Origin of the sequence: Paracoccus versutus, assembly GCF_029909795.1 — a bacterium.
GTDB lineage: Bacteria > Pseudomonadota > Alphaproteobacteria > Rhodobacterales > Rhodobacteraceae > Paracoccus > Paracoccus versutus.
On sequence record NZ_CP038197.1, the window covers coordinates 508,225 to 528,435 of the forward strand.

At 69.4% G+C, this 20,211-nt stretch carries 22 protein-coding genes and 1 riboswitch; of the genes, 15 read left to right on the forward strand and 7 right to left on the reverse strand.

Annotated elements, in window-relative coordinates; translation table 11 throughout:
• Positions 1 to 8: 8 nt before the first annotated feature.
• The 5 genes from E3U25_RS13540 to E3U25_RS13560 all read left to right on the forward strand — a co-directional run bounded on the left by E3U25_RS13540 (position 9) and on the right by E3U25_RS13560 (position 3,872).
• Positions 9 to 878 (forward strand): TIGR01459 family HAD-type hydrolase, encoded by an 870-nt coding sequence (locus E3U25_RS13540; RefSeq protein ID WP_116222761.1) that lies wholly within the window; start codon positions 9 to 11, stop codon positions 876 to 878.
• 108 nt (positions 879 to 986) lie between these two features.
• Positions 987 to 1,430 carry a MaoC family dehydratase gene (locus E3U25_RS13545; protein ID WP_036758533.1) on the forward strand — a complete coding sequence of 148 codons (444 nt, stop codon included), beginning with the start codon at positions 987 to 989 and terminating at the stop codon, positions 1,428 to 1,430.
• A gap of 32 nt (positions 1,431 to 1,462) precedes the next feature.
• Positions 1,463 to 2,392 (forward strand): bifunctional riboflavin kinase/FAD synthetase, encoded by a 930-nt coding sequence (locus E3U25_RS13550; protein ID WP_116222762.1) that lies wholly within the window; start codon positions 1,463 to 1,465, stop codon positions 2,390 to 2,392.
• Positions 2,392 to 2,832 (forward strand): YcgN family cysteine cluster protein, encoded by a 441-nt coding sequence (locus E3U25_RS13555; RefSeq protein ID WP_036758454.1) that lies wholly within the window; start codon positions 2,392 to 2,394, stop codon positions 2,830 to 2,832. Before E3U25_RS13550 ends, E3U25_RS13555 begins: the two co-directional genes overlap by 1 nt.
• Entirely contained in the window at positions 2,829 to 3,872 is a 1,044-nt protein-coding gene (locus E3U25_RS13560) for a threonine aldolase family protein (protein ID WP_116222763.1), read from the forward strand. The genes E3U25_RS13555 and E3U25_RS13560 overlap by 4 nt, the downstream gene beginning before the upstream one ends.
• Positions 3,873 to 3,983: 111 nt before the next feature.
• Here E3U25_RS13560 and E3U25_RS13565 read toward each other — a convergent pair whose 3' ends face one another.
• From E3U25_RS13565 to E3U25_RS13575, 3 genes are read right to left on the reverse strand one after another with little or no spacing between them, the layout of a single operon-like run.
• Positions 3,984 to 4,451, reverse strand: coding sequence for a CinA family protein (locus tag E3U25_RS13565; protein ID WP_116222764.1), 468 nt, complete (start codon positions 4,449 to 4,451; stop codon positions 3,984 to 3,986).
• Positions 4,448 to 4,945: a phosphatidylglycerophosphatase A family protein gene (locus E3U25_RS13570; protein WP_036758463.1), complete on the reverse strand. Its 498-nt coding sequence runs from the start codon at positions 4,943 to 4,945 to the stop codon at positions 4,448 to 4,450. Before E3U25_RS13570 ends, E3U25_RS13565 begins: the two co-directional genes overlap by 4 nt.
• A 2-nt stretch (positions 4,946 to 4,947) precedes the next feature.
• A complete protein-coding gene (locus tag E3U25_RS13575; RefSeq protein ID WP_116222863.1) occupies positions 4,948 to 6,090 on the reverse strand; it encodes a bifunctional 2-C-methyl-D-erythritol 4-phosphate cytidylyltransferase/2-C-methyl-D-erythritol 2,4-cyclodiphosphate synthase in 1,143 nt (380 codons plus the stop codon).
• A gap of 147 nt (positions 6,091 to 6,237) precedes the next feature.
• Between E3U25_RS13575 and rpiA the strand changes: the two genes are divergently transcribed.
• From rpiA to hflC, 4 genes are read left to right on the forward strand one after another with little or no spacing between them, the layout of a single operon-like run.
• The gene (gene rpiA / locus E3U25_RS13580; protein ID WP_370362688.1) at positions 6,238 to 6,972 is read left to right on the forward strand and encodes a ribose-5-phosphate isomerase RpiA; all 735 of its coding nucleotides are present in this window, start codon (positions 6,238 to 6,240) and stop codon (positions 6,970 to 6,972) included.
• Positions 6,969 to 8,369: a glutathione-disulfide reductase gene (gorA, locus tag E3U25_RS13585; protein WP_116222765.1), complete on the forward strand. Its 1,401-nt coding sequence runs from the start codon at positions 6,969 to 6,971 to the stop codon at positions 8,367 to 8,369. Before rpiA ends, gorA begins: the two co-directional genes overlap by 4 nt.
• 58 nt (positions 8,370 to 8,427) lie before the next feature.
• Positions 8,428 to 9,633, forward strand: coding sequence for an FtsH protease activity modulator HflK (gene hflK, locus E3U25_RS13590; protein WP_036758471.1), 1,206 nt, complete (start codon positions 8,428 to 8,430; stop codon positions 9,631 to 9,633).
• Positions 9,633 to 10,748 carry a protease modulator HflC gene (gene hflC, locus E3U25_RS13595; protein ID WP_116222766.1) on the forward strand — a complete coding sequence of 372 codons (1,116 nt, stop codon included), beginning with the start codon at positions 9,633 to 9,635 and terminating at the stop codon, positions 10,746 to 10,748. Before hflK ends, hflC begins: the two co-directional genes overlap by 1 nt.
• A gap of 76 nt (positions 10,749 to 10,824) precedes the next feature.
• Here the strand turns inward: hflC and E3U25_RS13600 are convergent, their stop codons facing one another.
• Positions 10,825 to 12,018, reverse strand: coding sequence for an AI-2E family transporter (locus tag E3U25_RS13600; RefSeq protein WP_116222767.1), 1,194 nt, complete (start codon positions 12,016 to 12,018; stop codon positions 10,825 to 10,827).
• A 171-nt stretch (positions 12,019 to 12,189) separates the two neighbouring features.
• Positions 12,190 to 12,320, forward strand: a riboswitch (TPP riboswitch).
• A 65-nt stretch (positions 12,321 to 12,385) separates the two neighbouring features.
• On the opposite strand from E3U25_RS13600, the gene E3U25_RS13605 reads away from it, so the two are divergent.
• Positions 12,386 to 13,027, forward strand: coding sequence for a TenA family protein (locus tag E3U25_RS13605; RefSeq protein WP_116222864.1), 642 nt, complete (start codon positions 12,386 to 12,388; stop codon positions 13,025 to 13,027).
• 3 nt (positions 13,028 to 13,030) lie between these two features.
• Here E3U25_RS13605 and E3U25_RS13610 read toward each other — a convergent pair whose 3' ends face one another.
• Together E3U25_RS13610 and ilvC are read right to left on the reverse strand one after the other, a co-directional pair.
• Positions 13,031 to 13,504 carry an NUDIX hydrolase gene (locus E3U25_RS13610; protein ID WP_116222768.1) on the reverse strand — a complete coding sequence of 158 codons (474 nt, stop codon included), beginning with the start codon at positions 13,502 to 13,504 and terminating at the stop codon, positions 13,031 to 13,033.
• 182 nt (positions 13,505 to 13,686) lie between these two features.
• Positions 13,687 to 14,709, reverse strand: a complete 1,023-nt coding sequence (ilvC, locus tag E3U25_RS13615) for a ketol-acid reductoisomerase (protein ID WP_036758482.1) — start codon at positions 14,707 to 14,709, stop codon at positions 13,687 to 13,689.
• Positions 14,710 to 14,835: 126 nt separating this feature from the next.
• On the opposite strand from ilvC, the gene E3U25_RS13620 reads away from it, so the two are divergent.
• Both E3U25_RS13620 and E3U25_RS13625 read left to right on the forward strand, forming a co-directional pair.
• Positions 14,836 to 15,291 carry an Lrp/AsnC family transcriptional regulator gene (locus E3U25_RS13620; RefSeq protein WP_116222769.1) on the forward strand — a complete coding sequence of 152 codons (456 nt, stop codon included), beginning with the start codon at positions 14,836 to 14,838 and terminating at the stop codon, positions 15,289 to 15,291.
• On the forward strand, positions 15,288 to 15,746 hold the full coding sequence (locus E3U25_RS13625) for an Lrp/AsnC family transcriptional regulator (RefSeq protein WP_116222770.1): 459 nt from the start codon (positions 15,288 to 15,290) through the stop codon (positions 15,744 to 15,746). Before E3U25_RS13620 ends, E3U25_RS13625 begins: the two co-directional genes overlap by 4 nt.
• A gap of 372 nt (positions 15,747 to 16,118) precedes the next feature.
• Here the strand turns inward: E3U25_RS13625 and E3U25_RS13630 are convergent, their stop codons facing one another.
• Positions 16,119 to 17,723 (reverse strand): D-alanyl-D-alanine carboxypeptidase family protein, encoded by a 1,605-nt coding sequence (locus tag E3U25_RS13630; RefSeq protein ID WP_116222771.1) that lies wholly within the window; start codon positions 17,721 to 17,723, stop codon positions 16,119 to 16,121.
• 310 nt (positions 17,724 to 18,033) lie between these two features.
• On the opposite strand from E3U25_RS13630, the gene clpS reads away from it, so the two are divergent.
• From clpS to E3U25_RS13645, 3 genes are read left to right on the forward strand one after another with little or no spacing between them, the layout of a single operon-like run.
• Positions 18,034 to 18,351 (forward strand): ATP-dependent Clp protease adapter ClpS, encoded by a 318-nt coding sequence (clpS, locus tag E3U25_RS13635; RefSeq protein WP_024845416.1) that lies wholly within the window; start codon positions 18,034 to 18,036, stop codon positions 18,349 to 18,351.
• 3 nt (positions 18,352 to 18,354) lie between these two features.
• A complete protein-coding gene (locus E3U25_RS13640; protein WP_116222772.1) occupies positions 18,355 to 19,404 on the forward strand; it encodes a class I SAM-dependent methyltransferase in 1,050 nt (349 codons plus the stop codon).
• A complete protein-coding gene (locus tag E3U25_RS13645) occupies positions 19,401 to 20,210 on the forward strand; it encodes an SDR family NAD(P)-dependent oxidoreductase (protein ID WP_036758495.1) in 810 nt (269 codons plus the stop codon). The genes E3U25_RS13640 and E3U25_RS13645 overlap by 4 nt, the downstream gene beginning before the upstream one ends.
• The last annotated feature ends 1 nt before the right edge of the window (position 20,211 follow it).

The window sequence follows — 20,211 nt, forward strand, 5'->3', positions numbered from 1 at the left end:
GCAGTTCCATGACGCAGATCATCCGCTCGCTTGACGAGATCGCACCGAATTACGACGTCCTGTTCTGCGATCTCTGGGGCTGCCTGCACAATGGCGTCGCGGCCTTCCCGGCCGCGGTCGCCGCCTTGCAGGGCTTTCGCGCCGGCGGCGGGCGGGTGGTGCTGCTGACCAATGCGCCGCGCCCGCGCCGCTATGTGGCGGCGCAGCTGGACGCCATGGGCGTGCCGCGCGACGCCTGGGACGCCATCGTCAGCTCGGGCGATGCGGCGCAGGACGCGATGTTCGCCGGCGCCGTCGGCCGCCGGGTCTGGGCCATCGCCCAGCCCAAGGACGAGGGCTTCTTCACCGACATCCCCGAGGAATGGCGCGATGCCCCGGCCATTTCCCGCGTCGCGCTGGACGAGGCCGAGGGCATCGTCTGCTGCGGGCTTTTCGACGACCTGGTCGAGGTGCCCGAGGATTACCGCGCCCGGCTGATGCTGGCGCGCGAACGCGGGCTCAAGCTGCTTTGCGCCAACCCGGACGTGGTGGTGGACCTGGGCGAGAAGCGGCTTTACTGCGCCGGCGCCCTGGCCGAGCTTTACGAGGATCTGGGCGGCACCTCGCTGTATTTCGGCAAGCCGCATCCGCCGATCTATGACCTTGCCCGCCGCCGGCTGGGGCTGGGCGAGGATGCCCGCATCCTGGCCATCGGCGACGGCATCGCCACTGATATCGCCGGCGCGACGGGCGAGGGGCTGGACGCGCTGTTCATCACCGGCGGCCTTGCCTTCGACCAGTTCGGCGCGGATGTGGAAAACCCCGACCCGGCCCAGCTTGGGGAATGGCTGGCGCTGCGGTCGCAGAACCCGGCCTATGCCATCGGCCGGCTGCGCTGAACGGTTCGGTAACAATCCGTCCTTTCGGATGGTGCCCGTGTTATTTTGTTGCGCGCCCATGCTTTTGCTGCTATGCAGCATGAAGCCACTCATCGGGAGCATTGAATGATGCTGGACAACCTTCCGCGCGGCACGATCGTCATCGAGGATCTCGAGGTCGGGATGATGCGCTACCTGCAGAAGGTAGTGACCGACGAGGATATCGAGATGTTCGCCCAGGTCTCGACCGACCGTAATCCGGTGCATCTGGACGAGGCCTATGCGCAGGACACCATCTTCGAGGGGCGCATCGCCCATGGCATGCTGACCGCCGGGCTGATCTCGGCCGTGATCGGCGAGCAGCTGCCCGGCCATGGCACGGTCTACCTGGGCCAGACATTGAAATTCATGGCCCCCGTCCGGCCCGGCGACATGGTGCGCGCCGAGGTCACGGTCGAGGCGATCGACCACGCAAAGCGCCGCGTGACCCTTGCAACCCGCTGCCTCGTCGGCGATACGGTCGTCCTGAAAGGCGAGGCGGTCGTTCTGGCGCCAAGCCGCAAATTCGACTGACAGGGCCGGCCGCCGGCCCACCGGGGGCCCGATTGCGCATCCATCACGACTGGAAAGCTCTGCCGCTCGATGCCCGCGGGGCCACCGTCGCCATGGGCAATTTCGACGGCGTCCACCTGGGCCATCGCTCGGTGATCGACGCGGCGCGCGCCGCCTGCGACGCGGCGCTCGGCGTCATCACCTTCGAGCCGCATCCGCGCGAGTTCTTCGCCCCAGACGCGCCGCCTTTCCGGCTGATGAACGTGGAATCGCGGGCGAACCGGCTGGCGCGGCTGGGGGTGGACCATCTTTACCAACTGCCCTTCGACGCGGTGCTGGCCGGGCTTGCGCCCGAGGCCTTCGCGCGCGAGGTGCTGGTCGAGGGGCTGGGCGTGCGCCATGTCACCGTCGGCTCCGACTTCTGCTTCGGCCGCAAGCGGTCGGGCGATGCGCAGACCCTGGCCCGGCTGGGCCGCGAGATGGGCTTCGGCGTCACCGTGGCACCGCTGATCGGCGATGGCGCGGTGCAATACAGCTCGACCGCGATCCGCCAGGCGCTGACCGAGGGCCGCACCCGCGACGTCGAGCGCATGCTGGGCCATTGGCACCGCATCGACGGCGAAGTGCTGCATGGCGACAAGCGCGGCCGCGACCTGGGCTATCCGACCGCGAACATGGCGGTCGAGGGGCTGCACCTGCCGGCGCTCGGCATCTATGCCGTGCTGGTCGACGTGCTGACCGGGCCGGACCGCGGCAGCTACAAGGGCGTGGCCAGCCTTGGCGTGCGGCCGATGTTCGGCGAGAACCGGCCCAACCTGGAAGTGCATGTCTTCGATTTCGCCGCCGACCTCTATGGCCAGCACCTGTCGGTCGCCCTGGTCGAATATCTGCGCCCCGAGGCCAAGTTCGACACGCTCGACGCGCTGGTCGCGCAGATGGACCGCGACAGTGCCCAGGCGCGCGAGATCCTGGCGACCCGCTGATGCGCGAACGGTTCTGGGAACTGCCGCTGGCGCGCCTCGACAAGGAGGAATGGGAGGCGCTTTGCGACGGCTGCGGCAAGTGCTGCCTCAACAAGATCGAATATGAGGATACGGGCGAGCTGGCCTTTACCCGCGTCGCCTGCCGGCTGCTGGACGGCGAGACCTGCCAATGTTCCAGCTATGCCAACCGCCATGATTTCGTTCCCGATTGCGTCGTCCTGACGCCCAAAAAGCTCAAGGAGATCGCCTGGTGGCTGCCCTCGACCTGCGCCTACAGGTTGCGCGCCGAGGGCAAGCCGCTTTACGACTGGCACTATCTGATCTCGGGCGATCGCGAATCGGTGCATCGCGCCGGCGCCTCGGTGCGCGGCTGGACCGTCAGCGAGCTTTCCGTGACCGAGGACGACTGGGACGAGCATATCATCGAGGATCTTTCATGAATTTCGCCTCGGACAATGCGGGCGGCGTGCATCCCCGCATCATGGCCGCGCTTGCCGCCGCGAACGAGGGCCATGTGCCCTCCTACGGCCAGGACAGCATCACCCGCGCCGCCCAGGACCGCCTGCGCGAACTGTTCGACGCGCCCGAGGCGGCGGTGCATTTCGTGGCCTCGGGCACCGCGGCCAATGCGCTGTCCGTGTCGCTGCTGGCGCCGGGCTGGGGCAAGGTCTTCTGCCATGCCGACGCCCATGTGCAGACCAGCGAGACCGGCGCGCCCGAGTTCATGACCGGCGGCGCCAAGCTTGTCCCGGTGCCCGGCGCCGGCGGCAAGATCACCCCCGAGGCGCTGGCCGAAGCGCTGGTGGTCCATGGCCGCGATTCGGTCCATGCCGGGCGGAACGCCGCGCTGACCCTGACCAACGCGACCGAATGGGGCACGGTCTACACCCCGGACGAGGTCGATGCCCTTGCCGCCGTCGCCCGCGATGCCGGGCTGGGGCTGCATATGGACGGGGCGCGCTTTGCCAATGCGCTGGCCGGGCTGGACGTGGCGCCGGCCGACCTGACCTGGCGGGCGGGCGTGGACATCCTGTCGCTGGGCGGCACCAAGGACGGCTGCATGGGGGTCGAGGCGGTGCTGATCTTCGACCCCGCGAAATCCGAGGAGTTCGAGTTCCGCCGCAAGCGGGCCGGGGCGCTGGTCTCGAAGCATCGCTATCTGGCGGCGCAGGTGCTGGCCTGGCTCGAGGGCGACCTGTGGCTGCAACTGGCGCGCCACGCCAATGCCATGGCGCATGAGCTGGCGCTGGGTCTGGCGCGGCTGCCCGGCGTGCGCATCGACCAGCGCGTCGAATCGAATGCGGTCTTTGCCACCATCCCGGCCGATCTGCATCGCCGCGCCTGCGCCGGCGGCCTTTGCTATCACCTCTGGCCGCACAGCCAGAAGGCCGGGGAAGACGAGCCGGTCGGCGTCCGGCTGGTCTGCGGCTGGGACACGCGGCTCGAGGACGTGACCGGCGCCTTGCAGGCCCTGGCCTGACGCCGCCCGGCGGGGGGTGGCGTCGCCTTGGCCTTGGGCAGCCCGGCGGGCGCGACCTGATCTTGCTGTGTGGGTGTACCGTCCGGCATTCGCCCCCGCATTGCCGCGCCCCTAGGTCAGCGCGGCCTTCAGCAAAGCCAGCGCGTGGTCCACGGTGGCGGCGCGCACCGCGGCGCGGCCGCGGGGGCCGAAATCCACCGTCTCGGTGCTGACGCCGCCGGCATCGGCGATGCCGAAGCAGACCCGGCCCTCGGGCTTGTGCTCGGACCCGCCGGGGCCGGCGATGCCGGTGACGGCGACAGCGACGCCGGCCTGCGAACGGGCCAGCGCGCCCGAGGCCATCTCGGCCGCGATTTCCTCGCTGACCGCGCCGTGGGCCTCCAGCGTCTCGGGGTGGATGCCCAGCATCTCGACCTTGGCGGCGTTGGAATAGGTGACAAAGCCCCGGTCCACCGCGTCCGACGAGCCCGGCACGTCGGTCAGCCGCCCGGCGATCAGCCCGCCGGTGCAGCTTTCGGCGGTGGCGATCATCACCCCGCGCCTGCGCGCCAGGTCCAGGACTTCGGCCGGGTCGGTCACAGCATCGGCTCCAGCACGGCATGGTAAAGCCCGGCCAGGATGACCGAGACCACGCCGGCGAACAGCCCCGCCCACAGGTCGTCCGCCATCACGCCCAGCGTGCCGCCGCGCCGGTCCGCGCGCCCGACCAGCCAGGGTTTCCAGATGTCGAACAGCCGAAACAGCAGGAATGGCGCGACGAAGCCCGGCCAGGCCGCCAGGATCGAGACACCCTTCTGCGCCAGCGGGATCACGGTGAAGCTCATGGCCAGCCATTGCCCCGCCACCTCGTCGATGACGACCCAGGACGGGTCGCCGTCGGCGCTTTGCGCCAGTACGCGCGGCACCGCCCAGAAGCCCAGCACGGTCGCCAGCACGAAACCCGCCGGCACCAGCATCGGGTGCAGCCATTCATAGGCCGCGACCCCCAGCACCACCGCGGCGGCCGAGCCCCAGGTGCCGGGCGCCGGCCGCAGGTGGCCGATGCCGAAGAATGTCGCGATCAACTTGTCCATGATTACCCCTTGACCAAAGTGACGGTGGCAATGGCGGCGATGCCTTCCTCGCGCCCGGTGAAGCCCAGCCGTTCCGAGGTGGTGGCCTTGACGCTGACCCGGTCGGGCTCGACCCCGACGATCTCGGACAGCCGCAGCGCCATGGCGCCGGCATGGGGCCCGACCTTGGGCCGCTCGCAGATCAGCGTCACGTCGGCGTTCGAGATCTCATAGCCCATCTGCCGCGCCAGCATCGCGGCATGGCGCAGGAAGATATGGCTTTCCGCGCCCTTCCATTGCGGGTCCGAGGGCGGGAAATGCCGGCCGATGTCGCCCTGCGCCAAGGCGCCATAGATCGCGTCGGTCAGCGCGTGCATCCCCACGTCGGCGTCGGAATGGCCCAGCAGCGCCTTGTCATGCGGGATCTTCACCCCGCACAGCCAGACATGGTCGCCTGTGGTGAAGGCATGCACGTCGAAACCATTGCCAAGCCGGATGTCCATCGCGTCCCCCAGGATACGCTCGGCCCGCGCGAAATCCTCGGGCCAGGTCAGTTTCAGGTTGTCCTCGTCCCCCGGCGTCACGGTGACGGGCAGGCCGGCGCGGATCGCCAGCTCCACGTCGTCCGCCGCGCCCTCGGGATGGGCGCGATGCGCGGCCAGGATGGCGTCCAGCGCAAAGCCCTGCGGGGTCTGGGCGCGAAACAGCCCCTCGCGGCTGGCGGTGCCGGTGACGCGGCCGTCCGCGGCCCGCCACAGCGCATCGGTGACGGGCAGGGCGGGGGCGGCGGCGGGCGCGCCGGCGGCAAGCGCCGCGACCACGCCGTCGATCACGCCGGGCGACACCAGCGGGCGGGCGCCGTCATGGATCAGCACATGGGTCACGCCGCTGCCTTCCAGGCTTTCCAGCGCCGCGCGCACGCTGTCGCTGCGCGTCGCGCCGCCGGCGACCAGCACCACCGGGCCGGCAAGCTCGGCGAGGCCGCGCGCCATGTCCTCGGGCGCGAGCGTCACCACGATGCGCGGGAAGCCGGAAAAGGCGGCGATGCTGCGCTCGAGCACGCTTTGCCCGGCCAGGCCGCGCCATTGCTTGGGCAGGCCCTCGCCTGCGCGGGTGCCGCGGCCCGCGGCGGTGATGATGGCGGCATATGTGGCGGGTATCGTCATGGCCGCCAGATGTAGGTCAGCCGCCGCCCCGAGGCAATCGCCGCCGGTCAGGCGTTTCGTCGCGGCCAAAAGACGCAGCCGGTAGTGGCCCATGGCGCGGCTTGTGCTTATAAGGACGGCCATGTGCCGCCTGCCATTCAGCCAAGGATTCCCGTCATGACCGATCCCGCCGTCACCGATCTTTCCAAGGATGCCGCCGCCCGCGCCGCGGTGGCGCTGGTCGAGCCGGGGATGCGGCTGGGGCTGGGGACCGGCTCGACCGCGGCGATCTTCGTGCGCCGCCTGGCGCAGCGGGTGCAGGAGGAAGGCTTTGCGCTGCGCTGCGCCGCGACCTCGAAGGCGACGGCGGAGCTGGCGACCGCGCTGGGGCTGACGGTCGAGGACCTGGACGCCATCGGCTGGCTGGACCTGACCATCGACGGCGCCGACGAGGTGGACCCGGACCTGAACCTGATCAAGGGCGGCGGCGCGGCGCATCTGCGCGAAAAGATCGTCGCCACCGCCTCGGACCGCATGGTGGTCATCGCCGACCAGGGCAAGGTGGTGGACCGGCTGGGCGCCTTTCACCTGCCGGTCGAGGTGATTCCCTTTGGCTGGCAGGCGACCAGGACGCTGATCCAGCGCGCGCTGGACCGGCTGGAGCTGACCCAGCGCCCGATCCTGCTGCGCAAGCGGGCCGATGCGCCCCTGCGCACCGACGAGGGCAACCTGGTGCTGGACCTGGCGCTGGAATCGATCCCCGATGCCGAGGCGCTGGCGGCCGAGCTGTCCGCGATCGCCGGGGTGGTTGAACACGGGCTGTTCCTGAATATCTGCGAGCTGGCGATCATCGGCTGCCCGGACGGGTCGGTGGTGGAGTTGCGGCGCGAGGACATGGCATGAAATTCGACTACGACCTTTTCGTCATCGGCGGCGGCTCGGGCGGGGTGCGCGCGGCGCGGATCGCGGCCAGCGAATACGGCGCCCGCGTCGGCCTGGCCGAGGAAAGCCGCATGGGCGGCACCTGCGTCATCCGCGGCTGCGTCCCCAAGAAGCTGATGATCTTCGCCTCGCAAGCCGGCGCCGCGGCGGCCGAATCGCGCGGCTACGGCTGGCAGGGCGCGGGCGAGGGCCGCTTCGACTGGGCCGAGTTCCACGGCAAGCTCCTGCGCGAACTCGACCGGCTCGAGGGCGCCTATACCTCGGGGCTGGTGAATGCCGGGGTCGAGGTCCACATGCAGCGCGCCCGGCTGCACGACGCGCATACGGTCGAGCTGGCCGACGGCCAGCGCCTGAGCGCCAAGCATATCCTGATCGCGGTCGGCGGCCGGCCGCAGCGCCCCGACATTCCGGGCAAGGAACTGGGGCTGATCTCGGACGACCTGTTCACGCTCGACAGGCTGCCGGGCCGGGTGCTGGTGGTGGGCGGCGGCTTCATCGCCTGCGAATTCGCCACCATCCTGCAGGGCCTGGGCAGCGCCACCGTGCTGGCCTATCGCGGCGATGCGGTGCTGCGCGGCTTCGACGCCGAGATGCGCCGCCATGCCACCGAGCAGCTGCGCGCCATCGGCGTCGACGTGCGGCTGGGCACCAACCCGGCGCGGCTGGACCGCGAGGGGGCGGGCGTCCGCGTCACCTTCGAGGACGGCGGCAGCGAGATCTTCGACGCGGTGATGTTCGCCACCGGCCGCGCGCCCTATACCAAGGGGCTGGGGCTCGAGGAGGCCGGCGTCCGGCTGGGCCGCAGGGGCGAGATCGCGGTGGACGAATGGTCGCAAAGCTCGGTGCCGTCGATCTATGCCGTGGGCGACGTGACCGACCGGGTGAACCTGACCCCGGTCGCGATCCGCGAAGGGCACAGCTTTGCCGACACGGTCTTCGGCGCCCGGCCGCGCAAGGTCGACCACCGGCTGGTGGCCAGCGCCGTCTATACCCGCCCGCATGAGGTGGCGACCATCGGCCTGACCGAGGAAGAGGCCGAGGCCTGCGGTCCCGCCGACATCTATGTCGCCAGCTTCAGGCCCATGCGCTCGCTTTTCGCCGGCTCGGATGCGCGGGCGGTGATGAAGCTGGTGGTAGACGGCGAGACCGACAAGGTGCTGGGCTGCCACATCTTCGGCCCCGAGGCGGGCGAGATGATCCAGATGATCGCGATTCCGCTGGGCATGGGCGCGACCAAGGCCGATTTCGACGCCGCCATCGCCGTGCATCCGACGCTGGCGGAAGAGCTTGTGACCATGCGCAAGCCTTCGCGCCGCGTGGGGGCGGCAAAAATGGACAAACCCGCCGCATCGGCTTGATTTTCCGGCCGAAGGCACCAGTTTCAACCAGACAGACATCAAGCGAGGCACGAGAGGTATGGCAGGACAAGGCCCCTGGGGCGGCGGCGGAGATGACGGCAAGGGCGGCAAGCAGCCGCCGCAAGGGGGCGGCCAGCCCCCCTGGGGCAGTCCGGGCGGCGGCAGGGACGACCGGCCGCAGGGTCCGCGCCGCGGCGACCAGATCCCCGAGATCGAGGAACTGGTGCGCAAGGGCCAGGACCGGCTGCGGGTGCTGATGGGCGGCAAGGGCGGCGGCGGTGGCAACCGCGGCGGCGGCCCGCGCCGGCCGCAGGGCCCGCAATTCCAGATGAGCCGCGGCACCTGGGGCATCGCGGCGCTGGCCGTGCTGGCGGTCTGGGCCTTTTCCAGCTTCTACACCGTCAAGCCCGAGGAACGCGCGGTCGAGCTGCTGTTCGGCAAGCCCGTGGGCACCGGCGAGCCGGGCCTGAACTTCGCGCCCTGGCCCGTCGTCACCGCCGAGGTGGTGCAGGTCTCGGGCGAGCGGACCACGGAGATCGGCACCGGCCGCGCCGGGCCGATGGATTCGGGGCTGATGCTGACCCGCGACCAGAACATCGTGGACATGGCCTATCAGGTGGTCTGGAACATCTCGGACCCCGAGAAATTCCTGTTCAACCTGGCCGATCCCGACGACACCATCCGCGCCGTCTCGGAATCCGCCATGCGCGACATCGTGGCGCGTTCGGAACTGGCGCCGATCCTGAACCGCGACCGCGGCGCCATCGCCGACGACCTGAAGCTGGCGGTGCAGAACACGCTGAACGACTACGAGGCCGGGATCAACGTGCTGCGCGTCAACCTGGACCGCGCCGACCCGCCGCGCGAGGTGATCGACAGCTTCCGCGAGGTGCAGGCCGCCCAGCAGGAACGCGACCGGCTGGAGAAAGAGGCCGACGCCTATGCCAACCGCGTGCTGGCCAGCGCCCGAGGCGAGGCCGCCGCCGTGATCGAACGCGCCGAGGCCTATCGCGCCGAGGCGGTGAACAACGCCGAGGGCGAGGCCGCGCGCTTCAACTCGGTCTATGACGAATATGTCAAGGCGCCGGAGGTCACGCGCCGCCGGATGTATCTGGAAACCATGGAGAAGGTTCTGGGCGGGGTGAACAAGGTCATCCTCGATGGCGAGGCCGGGCAGGGCGTGGTGCCCTATCTGCCGCTGGATCAGCTGCGCAGCGGGGCCTCGGGCTCCGGCAACACCAATACCGGCGGGGGGAACCAGTGATGAACCGTGCAATCTCGCTTCTGGCGCTGCCCTTCCTGGTCGTGGTGGCGGTCCTGGTCATCGCCGCGCTCTATATCGTCGACGTGCGCGAAAAGGCGCTTGTCCTGCGCTTCGGCGAGGTGGTCGAGGTGCGCGAGGAGCCGGGCCTGGGCATCAAGGTGCCCTTCCTCGACAACGTGGTGAAATATGATGCCCGCATCCTGGGCCTGCCGACCCCGCCGATGGAGGTCACGCCGCTGGACGACCGCCGCCTGGTGGTCGATGCCTTCGCGCGCTGGCAGATCACCGACGTGGTGCAGTTCCGCCGCGCGGTGGGCTCGGGCGGCATCGAATTCGCGCAGCGCCGGCTTGAGCCGATCGTGACCAATGCGATCCGGCAGGTGCTGGGCTCGGTGCCCTCGACCACGGTGCTGTCGGACGACCGCACGCCGCTGATGAACCGCATCCGCGACCTGGCCCGCGACGACGCCCGCGACCTGGGCATCCGCGTCATCGACGTGCGCCTGACCCGCACCGACCTGCCCGAGCAGAACCTGACCGCGACCTATGCCCGGATGCGCGCCGAGCGCGAGCGCGAAGCCGCCGACGAGATCGCCCGCGGTGGCGAGGCCGCGCAGCGCGTCCGCGCCGCCGCCGACCGCACCGTGGTCGAGCTGACCTCGGAAGCGCGCAAGCGGGCCGAGGTGGTGCGCGGCGAGGCGGATGCCCGCCGCAACGCCATCTATGCCGACGCTTTCGGCCGCGATCCCGAGTTCTTTGCCTTCACCCGCTCGATGACCTCCTATGAGCGGGCGCTGAAGGGCGAGAACAGCTCGCTGGTGATCCAGCCCCAGGGCGAGTTCTTCGACTACCTGCGCAATGACGGCGCGGACCGGGCCAATCCGGTGCCGGTGCCGCCGCCCGCCGCCACCGAGCCCGAGTCGGAGGAGGAGCCGCAGACCGAAGGCGCGCTGCAACCGGGCGAGACCCCGGCGCCGGCCGAAACCGACCGCACCGGCCAGCCCCTGGGCTCCAGCGCCGGGGTGACGCTGACGCCGCTGCCGGAATCGCTGGCCAGCCCGCCGCAGGAAGAGCCGGTGGTGCCGCCCGCCCCGACGCCGGCCCCGGCCGACTGATCCGCGGGACGAACAGCGCAAATGGAAAGGCGGGACGCGGCTTGCGTCCCGCCTTTTTCATGCCGGGGGCCGGCGGTCATTCCAGGCCGATGAGCTTGCTGTCCTGCCGCTGTTCCTCTTCCGACAGTTCGCGCTGCCATTCCCGCCAGATCGAGACCAGCAGCGCCATCAGCACCGGACCGACGAACAGCCCGACGATGCCCATGGTCTTGACCCCGCCGATCAACCCGAAAAAGGTCGGCAGGAAGGGCAGCTTGACCGGACCGCCGACCAGGACCGGGCGGATGGTCTTGTCCACCACGAACAGCTCGCAGGTGCCCCAGATGAACAGCGCCGCCCCGGCAAAGGGCGTGCCGCTGGCCACCAGATAGGCCGAGACCAGGGTGAAGGACAGCGGCGCGCCGCCGGGGATCAGCGCCATGAAGCCGGTGATGACGCCGAATGTCACCGGCGAGGGCACGCCGGCCAGCCAATAGGCGATGCCCAGGATCACCCCTTCGCCGATGGCGATCAGCGTCATGCCGGTCACGGTCGAGCTGATGGTGGCGGGCACCACGCGCGACAGCCGGCTCCAGCGGTCGGGCAGGATGCGGCGGCCGACCTGGTCGATCTGCGCCACGATCCTGTCGCCGTCGCGGTAAAGCACGAACAGCGTGATCAGCATGAACAGCAGCGTCAGCGCCAGATGGAAGGCCAGCGTGCCCGCCGTCACCGCACCGCGATAGATCGCGCCGATGTTCGAGCCGCTGACCAGCTGCACGATCTCGCTGATGCCGCCGGGGCGGCCGACATAGGTCTGCCAGTTCTCGTCCAGCCAGTCGCCGACCTGCGGCAGCTCGACCATCCAGCCCGGCGTCGGCGCGCCCGAGCTGTTGACCACGATCGCCCAGTTGATCCAGTCGCGCAGCTCGCGGAAGGCATAGATCAGCGCCATGGCGATGGGGATCAGCAGGAAGCAGACCAGCACCAGCACCAGCAGCGTGGCCGCGCCGGTGCGGCCCAGGTTCAGCTGGTGGGCCGCGCGCTCGCGCAGGGGCCAGCTGGCCAGCGCGATCACCATGGCCGCCAGCACCGGCACCAGGAAGCCGTGGAAGAAGTAGATCGAGGCCGCCACGATGGCCAGCAGCAGCCAGCGCGCGGCCGAGATATTGGTCAGCAGGGGCGGCCGGTGCAGGCGCAGACCGACCTGTTTCGGGCTTTGCTGCAGGGCGGCGGCGGCGGGGTTCGGCTCGGTCTTGGTCGTGGGTTTCGGCATTTCGCCTGTCGTCATGGTTCCCGGTCCTGACTGCGGGCGGCTCGCGCGCCCGCCCTGTCGCAACGAGATAACATCTGGCCCCCGGCTGCAAGACGGAATGCCGCCTCGGGCCCGGCCGCTCCCGGATTTCCCGGCTCACGATCCTGTGGGCGGCGCGTGACAGCCGCGGCCATCCGCGCTAACCTTGGCGCCACCAAGGGGAGCCCCGGCAAGGGGCTGAGAAACCGCTGGCCCGGTGCGACCTGCAACGGGCGGCGCGGTGACCCTTTGAACCTGACCCGGATCATGCCGGCGGAGGAATGGGAATGACGCACCTGCCTTTTGCCGGCCTCACCGCGAGGCCGCCGCACCGACGGTCTCGCCCCCAAGCCATGAGGGCATGATGACCGAAAGTTTCTTTGAGACCCTGCGCCGGGAATGCGCGACGGAATGGTCCGCCGCCGTCGGCCACCGCTTCGTGCGCGAAGTTTGCGACGGCAGCATCGCGGATGCGGCGATGGCGCGCTACCTGGTGCAGGACCACCGTTTCCTCGACGCCTTCCTGACGCTTCTGGGCGCCGCCATCGCCTCGGCCGACCGTTTCGAATCGCGGCTGCGCTTCGGCCGCTTCGCCGGCATGGTCTCGGGCGAGGAGAACGACTATTTCCTGCGCGCCTTTGCCACGCTTGGCGTAGGCGAGGCGGACCGCGCCGCCATTCCCGACAGCGCCCCTACCGCGGGTTTCCAGGCGCTGATGCGCGAGGCGGCCGAGACGCGCGCCTATCCCGCCGTTCTGGCGGTGCTGAACGTGGCCGAGGGGCTCTATCTCGACTGGGCCATGCGCGCGACCCAGCCGCTGCCGGCGAATTTCGTCCATGCCGAATGGATCACGCTGCACGACAATCCCTTCTTCCGCGATTTCGTCGGCTTCCTGCGCGACGAATTCGACCGGGCGGGCCCCGAGGCCGCAGAGCAGGCGCGGGACTTCTTCCGCCGCGCCGTCACGCTGGAACTGGCGTTTTTCGACAATGTTTTCGCTGCTTAGCGATCAATCCTCGATGATTTCTATCTCGGGCGGGCTGCCGGGCGGCCCGCTTTCGCGATAGTCCAGCACGATGCGCGCCAGTCCGGCCGGGGCCAGGCGCTGGGAGGTGTGGCGCATCTCGGCCAGGCTCCACCAGCGGAATTCGCGGATGGTGGCGGCTTCGGGCGCGTCCTGGATCGCCGGGGTGAAGCCGGGGGTCTCGACCAGGAAATAGTCCTCGGACTGCCGCCAGCGCTGCCGGTGCAGCGTCATGGTCACGCGGCGCCGCCAGACCAGCGGGCCCAGGGCGGGCAGGGCCAAGCCCAGCTCCTCGGCCAATTCGCGGCGCAGGGTCTGTTCCGGCGTCTCGCCCGGCTCGGTGCCGCCGCCGGGGGTGATCCACCAGTCGCCGCCGCCGTAATCGACCCGCATCAGCAGCACCCGGTCCTCGGGCGTCAGCAGAATGACCCGCACGGCCTGCCTGTCGATGATCCGCATGTTCCTTGCCCTGAAAACGCCCGGCCTGCCGGGCTAGCACATGCCCGGCCAAGGGCGGCGTGGCCTGCGGCCTCCGCGATCGGGAAAGCTCGCCCGACGCGATATGCCGGCTCCCGCCGCGCGCCTCTGCGCCCGCGAAATGGAAAAGCCCCGCCGGGGCGGGGCTTTCCATGGCATCGCGCTCAGTTGCGCTCCTTGTCCACCATCTTGCCCTTGGAGATCCAGGGCATCATGCCGCGCAGCTTCTCGCCGACCTTCTCGATCTGGTGTTCGTCGTTGATGCGGCGGGTCGCCTTGAAGAAGGGCTGGCCCACGGCGTTCTCCTGCATGAAGTCGCGCACGAACTTGCCGGTCTGGATGTCGGTCAGCACCGCCTTCATCCGCGCCTTGGTCTCTTCATAGGGCAGCACGCGCGGGCCCGAGACGTATTCGCCATATTCCGCGGTGTTCGAGATCGAATAGTTCATGTTGGCGATGCCGCCCTCGTAGATCAGGTCCACGATCAGCTTCACTTCGTGCAGGCATTCGAAATAGGCCATTTCCGGCTCGTAGCCGGCCTCGACCAGGGTTTCGAAGCCCATGCGGATCAGCTCGACCAGGCCGCCGCACAGCACCGCCTGCTCGCCGAACAGGTCGGTTTCGCATTCCTGGCGGAAGTTCGTCTCGATGATGCCCGAGCGGCCGCCGCCGATGGCCGAGCAATAGCTCAGGCCGATGTCCATGGCCTTGCCGGTGGCGTCCTGATGCACGGCGACCAGGCAGGGCACGCCGCCGCCCTTGACATATTCGCCGCGCACGGTGTGGCCGGGGCCCTTGGGCGCCATCATGATCACGTCCACGCCGGGCTTGGGCTCGATCAGGCCGAAATGCACGTTCAGCCCGTGGGCAAAGGCGATGGCCGCGCCTTCGCGCAGGTTGTCATGCACGTATTTGCGATAGGTCTCGGCCTGCAGCTCGTCGGGCATGGTGAACATGATCAGGTCGGCCCAGGCGGCGGCCTCGGCGATGCCCATGACCTTCAGCCCCTCGGCTTCGGCCTTCTTGGCCGAGGCGGAACCCTCGCGCAGGGCGACGACCAGGTTCTTGGCGCCGGAATCGCGCAGGTTCAGCGCATGGGCATGGCCTTGGCTGCCATAGCCCAGCATGGCGATCTTCTTGTCCTTGATCAGGTTCACATCGCAGTCGCGATCGTAATAGACACGCATCGGGATCTCCCTCGTTTCGATGCGAGGGTTCTAGCAGCGTTCCGATGGCAGTTCTGTGCAATCTTCGCGGATATGCTGGAGTTTTGGCGACAATCATGCCAAGAATGCCATAAAGGTGAAAAATTCATGCCCGACGCGACCGACCGCCGCATCCTGCGCCAGCTTCTGGCCGATCCCGACATCGCGAACGCCGAGCTGGCCGAGCGGGCAGGGGTCACGCCGGCCAGCCTGTGGCGCCGGCTGGAACGGCTGCGCCAGGCGGGGGTGATCTGCGCCACCGAAGCCCGCATCGACTGGCGCAGGCTTGGCTACGAGGTGCAGGTCAGCCTGCGCTTTACCCTGGACAAGACCCATCCCCGCGCCTTCGACGAGTTCATCGCCGCCGCCCGGCGCGTGCCCGAAGTGACCGAGATCCAGACCTTCCTGGGCTCGGTCGATCTGCGGCTGTCGGTGATCGCCCGCGACATGGCGCATTGGCAGCAGCTCTATCGCGAAAGCATCCTGACCCTGCCGCATGTGGCCGACAGCGATGCGCTGATGCTGGTCTCGACCATCAAGGACGTGCAGGAGCTGCCGCTGTGAGTTTTCACCCCGATGCGACGGATCTGGCGATCCTGCGGCTTCTGGCCGAGGATGCGACGCGCGGCGCGGCCGAGATCGGCCGGACCCTGGGCCTGACCCAGCCCGCGGCCTGGCGGCGCATCCGCCGGCTGACCGAGGCGGGGGTGGTCGCCGGGCGCCGGGTGGTGGTGGACAAGCCCGCCCTGGGCTTCGGCGTCACCGTGTTCCTGGGCATCCGGCTGGCCGCCAAGGGCCGCGTCAGCCTGGAGGATTTCGAGCGCGCAGTGACGGCGATCCCCGAGGTGCAGGTGGTGCAGCATGTGCTGGGGCAGTTCGACTACCGCCTGCGCATCCATGCCCGCGATATCGCCGATTTCGAGCGCATCCTGCGCCGCCGCATCATGACCCTGCCCGGCGTGGGCCAGGTCGAGGCCAATGTCATGCTTTCAGAAGAACGCCGGCTGGGGCCGCTTTAGCCCGGCGGCTGTCGGGCCCGCGCATCTGGAAACGCAAGCTTGCCGCGGGAATGTGACCGGCCGCGCGGCCTCGCACCCGCTATGCAGCGGTACAGGTTGCCCAAGCGGTCCGGCTTGCAGGGAGGGCGGAATGCCAAGGCGGAATGCCAAGGCGGAATGCCAAGGCGGAATGCCAAGGCGGAATGCCAAGGCGGAATGCCAAGGCGGAATGCCAAGGCGGAATGCCAAGGCGGAATGCCAAGGCGGAATGCCAAGGCGGAATGCCAAGGCGGAATGCCAAGGCGGAATGCCAAGGGCGCCTGGTCCTGCCGGACCATGGCGCCCTTGTTGCTTGGTGGCGGCGAACCCCTCGGCCGGTGAAGGTCGGCGAGGTCAGGGGCCGAGGACCCGGCAGCTTTGCTGCCGCGCGGCGATCCGGCCGCAGGCGAGTTCCGCGGTTTCCCGGTTCATCCCGACGAAATTCGCCTCGAATCCCCGCTTGGTATTGGCGACGCGGCTCAGCGCGCTGCCAAGCGCGCCGCTTTCCTGAAGCGCGGTTTTCAGCAGCATCTGCTCGGCCTCGTATTGCGAACGGAACAGGCCCAGCGAGACGCCCCAGCCCTTGCCGCCCGAATCCGATCCGCGGGCGACGATCTCGGTCGGCGCGGGCGCGGCATCCTCTTCGGGGTCGAGCGAGGCGAGGATGATCGTCTCGGACCGCTGCGCCGGGGCCGGCGAGGCCAGCAGCGCCATGCTTTCCGGCTGCGGTTGGGTCGCCTGCACGAACAGCGAGGGCGAGCCCGCCGCCGGCGCGGAAAGCCCGGCCGAACGGTCGTCGCGCGGCGCCGGGGCAGGGCGGACGGCATTCACCGGCACGGCCGCGGGTTCCGAGGCATCGCCTTCTTCCGGCCGCGCCTCGGGCCGGGCGGCGCGGGCCAGCAGTTCGGGATCGGTCGCGACATTGGCGAACTGGCCGGTGCCGGGCTTGCGCGCCGGCCGGGCGCTGGCGGCAAGGGAGCTGCCGCTGCGGGCAGGGGCCGGTGCCGCGGCCGCCTGGGCGCGCGAGACCGCGGCCGAGATCGCCGCCGGCGTCACCACCGCCACGGTCGAGGCTCGCGCCACCGGACGGTCCGAGCTGGCAAGCCGCACGGTCGTTGCCTGCTGCGGTTCGGTGCGGGCGACCTGCACGGTGCGGCGCACCTTCTTCTCGGCCACCAGCTGCGGCGGCGCGGGCTTCACCTCTCGCACACGAGTGGGGGCCTTTCCGAAGCCGGCGTCCAGCAGCTGGGCCATGACCTGGTTGCGATGCGCCGTCGAGGTGCCGCCCAGCACCGTGGCGATGATCCGCTTGGAGCCGCGCTTGGCCGAGGCGGTCAGGTTGAAGCCCGCCGCCCGCGTATAGCCGGTCTTGATGCCGTCCGCGCCCTCGTAGCTGTCGAGGAAGCGCTTGTTGGTGCTGGCGACGGTGGCGATCCCCGCATCGGCCGAGCGGCGCGAGAAGATCGAGTAATATTGCGGGAAATCGTAGAACAGTCGCCGCCCGAGGACCGTCATGTCGCGGGCAGTGGAATAATGCCCCTCGGCCGTCAGGCCGTTGGCGTTGCGGAAATGCGTGTTGCGCATGCCCAGGGCACGGGCCATCTGGGTCATCTGCGCGGCGAATTTCGCCTCGGATCCCGCCAGCCCCTCGCCGATCACCGTGGCCGCGTCATTGGCGGATTTCACCGCCGCCGCGCGGATCAGGTAGCGCAGCTCGATCCGCTGGCCCGGCTTCAGCCCCAGCCGCGAGGGCGGTTGCGCGGCCGCATGGCTGGACACCAGGAACTTGCTGTCCAGCCGCACCTGCCCGCGCTCGACGGCGCTGAAGGCCATGTAGAGCGTCATCATCTTGGTCAGCGAGGCCGGATGAAGCCGCGTATCCGCGTTCTGCGCATAGATTTCCTGCCCGGTGCGCGCATCCATGACGAAGGCCGCGAAGGGGGCGGCGGCCACCGCCATGGGCAATGCCCAGGCGAATAGGATCATCAGTCCCAAGCGGACTTTTCTGGTGATTCTGCTCACTGTCCCGGTCTCTTCTGCCTCTGAGGGTCCGTTCATTATGCGGGCCCTTCATTAATGAAATGACAATAACACGCATTCCCGTGTTCGGAAACCGCAAGTTTGCGCCCATGCCGCGCAATCTGCCGCAGGTTGCCGGGGCTTTCGCATCCCGGCGGCGGGGGCGGGGCTTATCAAGCGCGGGGAAAGGCTCTATATTCGGTCCCAGAACCGTCCATATCCTGATACGAGCGTCGTGACCAAACCGCAGATGACCAACCGACCTGGGGACCGCGAAGAGGTCGAACTGGGGGTCAAGACCAGACCCCGCACGCAGCGGCCTCCGATGTACAAGGTATTGCTGCTGAACGACGATTTCACGCCGATGGAATTCGTCGTGCATGTGCTTGAGCGGCTGTTCAACATGAACCACGCCCAGGCGATCGAGATCATGCTGACGGTTCATCGCAAGGGGGTGGCCGTCGTCGGCGTCTTCTCGCACGAGATCGCCGAAACCAAGGTGGCGCAGGTCATGGAACTGGCCCGCCGCCAGCAGCATCCGCTGCAATGCACCATGGAAAAAGAGTAGAAATTGGCTGGATCACGGCTGGAACTTGTCTTTGGCGGCACGCCGCCCGAAGGGCGCATGCTGCTGATCGGCGCGGGCGCCGCGACCGATCTTTCGTCCTTCGATCCCGCCCGCGTGCAGATCGTGCAGGGCTTTTATCCCGACCACCGGGCGCTGAAATCGCGTGGCTACGACGTCGAGACGGCGGCCTCGGGCGATTTCGACGGCGCCGTGGTCTTTTTGCCGCGGGCGCGGGCCGAGGCGCGGGCGCGCATCGCCGAGGCCGCGGCGCGGCTGGCGCCGGGCGCCTCGCTGTGGATCGACGGGCAAAAGACCGACGGCGTCGATGCGGTGATGAAGGAGATGCGCGCCCTGGCCCCGGTGGACGAGGTCCAGTCGCGCGCCCATGGCAAGATCTTCCGGGTGACGCTGCCCCAGCCGGGCTGGCTGCCCGAGGGCTGGGCGGCGCAGGATCACCCGGCCGCGCCCGGCATGGTGACGCGGCCGGGCGTGTTCTCGGCCGACGGGCCGGACCCCGCCTCGCAGGCGCTGGCGGCGGCGCTGCCCGAGAAACTGCCGACCCGCATCGTCGACCTGGGCGCGGGCTGGGGCTGGCTTTCGGCGCAGATCCTGACCCATCCCGGCGTCGAGCTGCTGCACCTGGTCGAGGCCGATGCCGCGGCGCTGGATTGCGCGCGGCGCAACATTGCCGATCCGCGCGCGCGCTTTCACTGGGCGGATGCGCTGGATTTCCGCCTGCCCGAGCCGGTGAACGGCGTGATCATGAACCCGCCCTTCCACGAGGGGCGGGCGGCCGACCCGAGGCTCGGCGCCGGCTTCATCCGCGCGGCGGCGGGGCTGCTGACCGGGGCAGGGCGGCTGTGGATGGTGGCCAACCGCCACCTTCCCTATGAGCAGGCGCTGCGCGAATGCTTTGCCGAAGTCACCGAGCTGGGCGGAGACGCGCGGTTCAAGATCCTGACCGCCTCGGGCGCGCGGCGCGGCGGAGCCGGGCGGCCCCAGTCGAAAGGCCCGCAGTCGAAAGCCCCCCTGTCGAGAGCGAGGAAAAGATGAGCCTGTCCATCCAGGGCAAGACCGCCATCGTGACCGGCGCCGCCCGCGGCATCGGCCTGGCCATCGCCCGCCATTTCGAAGAGGCGGGCGCCAATGTCATGTTCGCCGACAGCGACGAGGCGGCGCTGATGACCGAACTGGGCGACCAGGCCGCGGCCGAGGGGCCGGTGCGCGCCTTTGCCGGCGACCTGGGGCAGAAGCTGACGCTGGCGAACCTGGTCTCGGCCACCATCGACGCCTTCGACCGGGTGGACATCCTGGTCAATGCGCATCGCATGGTGCAGGGCTGCGACCCGCTGACGGTGAACGACGACCTTCTGGGCGACATGCTGCGCCAGAACATGAGTTCCGGCCTGCGCCTGTCGCAGATGGTCGCCAAGCGGATGATGGCCCAGGCCGAGGAGGCCGGCGAGGAGGCGATCCAGCACGGCGCCATCGTCAACGTCACCTCGCTGGCCGCCGACTGGCCGCAGCCGCAGATGCTGGCCTATTCCATCGCCAGCGCGGCGCAGGCGCAGGCGACGCGCTCGCTCGCCTCGGCCCTGGCGCCCAAGCGGATCAGGGTGAACGGCGTCGCCTTCGCCAGCATCATGTCGAACAACCTGCAGCTGAAGCTGCGCGAGGATCCGGGCCTGCGCGACCGCATGATCGCGGCGACGCCCCTGGGCCGGATCGCCGGGGCGGACGAACTGGCGGCGACGGTGCAGTTCCTGGCCAGCGAGGCGTCGAGCTTTGTCACCGGGCAGATCCTGCGCGTCGATGGCGGCCGCAGCCTGGGCGACCCGCTGGCGCCCGGCGTCTACTGAG

Excerpts from the sequence above, each read along its gene's own strand:
- gorA (WP_116222765.1), top strand. The coding sequence starts at position 6,969 with ATGAAATTCGACTACGACCTTTTCGTCATCGGCGGCGGCTCGGGCGGG.
- hflC (WP_116222766.1), top strand. The coding sequence starts at position 9,633 with ATGAACCGTGCAATCTCGCTTCTGGCGCTGCCCTTCCTGGTCGTGGTG.
- E3U25_RS13600 (WP_116222767.1), bottom strand. The coding sequence starts at position 12,018 with ATGACGACAGGCGAAATGCCGAAACCCACGACCAAGACCGAGCCGAAC.
- E3U25_RS13645 (WP_036758495.1), top strand. The coding sequence starts at position 19,401 with ATGAGCCTGTCCATCCAGGGCAAGACCGCCATCGTGACCGGCGCCGCC.
- E3U25_RS13575 (WP_116222863.1), bottom strand. The coding sequence starts at position 6,090 with ATGACGATACCCGCCACATATGCCGCCATCATCACCGCCGCGGGCCGC.
- E3U25_RS13630 (WP_116222771.1), bottom strand. The coding sequence starts at position 17,723 with ATGGCGGTGGCCGCCGCCCCCTTCGCGGCCTTCGTCATGGATGCGCGC.
- E3U25_RS13540 (WP_116222761.1), top strand. The coding sequence starts at position 9 with ATGACGCAGATCATCCGCTCGCTTGACGAGATCGCACCGAATTACGAC.
- E3U25_RS13560 (WP_116222763.1), top strand. The coding sequence starts at position 2,829 with ATGAATTTCGCCTCGGACAATGCGGGCGGCGTGCATCCCCGCATCATG.
- E3U25_RS13570 (WP_036758463.1), bottom strand. The coding sequence starts at position 4,945 with ATGGACAAGTTGATCGCGACATTCTTCGGCATCGGCCACCTGCGGCCG.
- E3U25_RS13610 (WP_116222768.1), bottom strand. The coding sequence starts at position 13,504 with ATGCGGATCATCGACAGGCAGGCCGTGCGGGTCATTCTGCTGACGCCC.
- E3U25_RS13555 (WP_036758454.1), top strand. The coding sequence starts at position 2,392 with ATGCGCGAACGGTTCTGGGAACTGCCGCTGGCGCGCCTCGACAAGGAG.
- hflK (WP_036758471.1), top strand. The coding sequence starts at position 8,428 with ATGGCAGGACAAGGCCCCTGGGGCGGCGGCGGAGATGACGGCAAGGGC.
- E3U25_RS13545 (WP_036758533.1), top strand. The coding sequence starts at position 987 with ATGCTGGACAACCTTCCGCGCGGCACGATCGTCATCGAGGATCTCGAG.
- E3U25_RS13605 (WP_116222864.1), top strand. The coding sequence starts at position 12,386 with ATGACCGAAAGTTTCTTTGAGACCCTGCGCCGGGAATGCGCGACGGAA.
- E3U25_RS13620 (WP_116222769.1), top strand. The coding sequence starts at position 14,836 with ATGCCCGACGCGACCGACCGCCGCATCCTGCGCCAGCTTCTGGCCGAT.
- clpS (WP_024845416.1), top strand. The coding sequence starts at position 18,034 with ATGACCAACCGACCTGGGGACCGCGAAGAGGTCGAACTGGGGGTCAAG.
- ilvC (WP_036758482.1), bottom strand. The coding sequence starts at position 14,709 with ATGCGTGTCTATTACGATCGCGACTGCGATGTGAACCTGATCAAGGAC.